This is a genomic window from Actinomycetota bacterium (assembly GCA_030682655.1).
Lineage (GTDB): Bacteria > Actinomycetota > Coriobacteriia > Anaerosomatales > JAUXNU01 > JAUXNU01.
Window position 1 is genome coordinate 1 of record JAUXNU010000051.1, and the last position, 1,139, is coordinate 1,139.

The following is a 1,139-nucleotide window of genomic DNA, read 5'->3' on the forward strand; positions in this document are numbered from 1 at the left end:
GGATGTCAGTGCGCTCGCGGCTCGAATCAGCCGGCGTCCCAGTGTCCCAGCCGGAGAGTGACTTGCGTCTCGCCGACATGCTGGAGCCACTCAGACCCGCCGAGAGACTCGCTGTCTACCTGCGTGTGATAGAGGATCGACCGTTCGCAGAAGTCGCGCACATCACCGGCAAGTCCGAAGACGCCGCGAAGAAGACCGTGTACCGAGCACTCTCGCGGCTGCGCAGCATCCAAGAAGAGAGCAGAGTCGCCTGCACGAGGGAGCGTGGAACATGAGTGACGCCATGCACATTCGGTCGGAACCCGAGCAGCTGCTCGTTCGCCTCGCTCCACCGAGACCCACCGATGAGGAGGTCGCGGCGATTGCGGCTAGGGCCAGGACGCTCCAGGCGCCGCCGCCGATCTCACCGCGGGTCGCCATGTCAATCACAGCGATCACCGCGGTAGCCACAGTGGCCCTGGCGATGCTCATCATAGGCAGGCCGACGACTCCCGACGCGCCTCTCCCCGGCGTCACTAGCCAGCACAGCTATTTTCGCACCGCGAAGACCTTCGTTCCCCGGGACACGTTCACCGACGAGAACTTCGGGCGTCTGACCCCTGCAGACCTCGAGAAGGAATACGGAATCCGACTGGCCTTCCCGGCCCAAGCGGCGGGAGGCAGCTACCAGGGGATCTACGAGGAAGGCGAAGTCGGCGTTCATCGGTACTACTACGCCATCTACTCAAATGACGTCATAATCCAGCTGACGGTGCTCCCCGACCCCGGAGATGCCGAGGAGTGGCTGCGGGGCTTCATTGAGGGCGACTTCGGACTTCACGCGACAAAGGTCGACTTGCGAGGCGCACAGGCATTCGCGATGCCGCGACTGAACGAGACGCTGCCGATGGACCCGCAGACCGGCGGGCGAGTAGCCGGCCCGGGCAACGGGGCCGCCAAGGTGTTCTGGCGGCAGGGGCGCTTCGTGATGCAGGTCATGAACCCGGATGCCAACGTCGAGGTTCTTGCGGCGGTCGCACGGGATGTGACGTTCGAGCTGAATCCTGATTTGGCTCGCTAGCGACCGGCTGTTTGGGACTACCGGAATCTCGACTGCACCGACTCTGGCGAACGCATTGCGCATGACCAGCAAACCGGCC

At 64.0% G+C, this 1,139-nt stretch carries 2 protein-coding genes; both read left to right on the forward strand.

The window, feature by feature from the left end:
• Positions 1–275, forward strand: a 275-nt coding sequence (locus Q8K99_02995; protein MDP2181519.1) for a sigma factor-like helix-turn-helix DNA-binding protein, incomplete at its 5' end; no start/stop codon positions are given.
• Positions 272–1,060: a hypothetical protein gene (locus Q8K99_03000; protein ID MDP2181520.1), complete on the forward strand. Its 789-nt coding sequence runs from the start codon at positions 272–274 to the stop codon at positions 1,058–1,060. The genes Q8K99_02995 and Q8K99_03000, both read left to right, overlap by 4 nt.
• Positions 1,061–1,139: the final 79 nt, after the last annotated feature.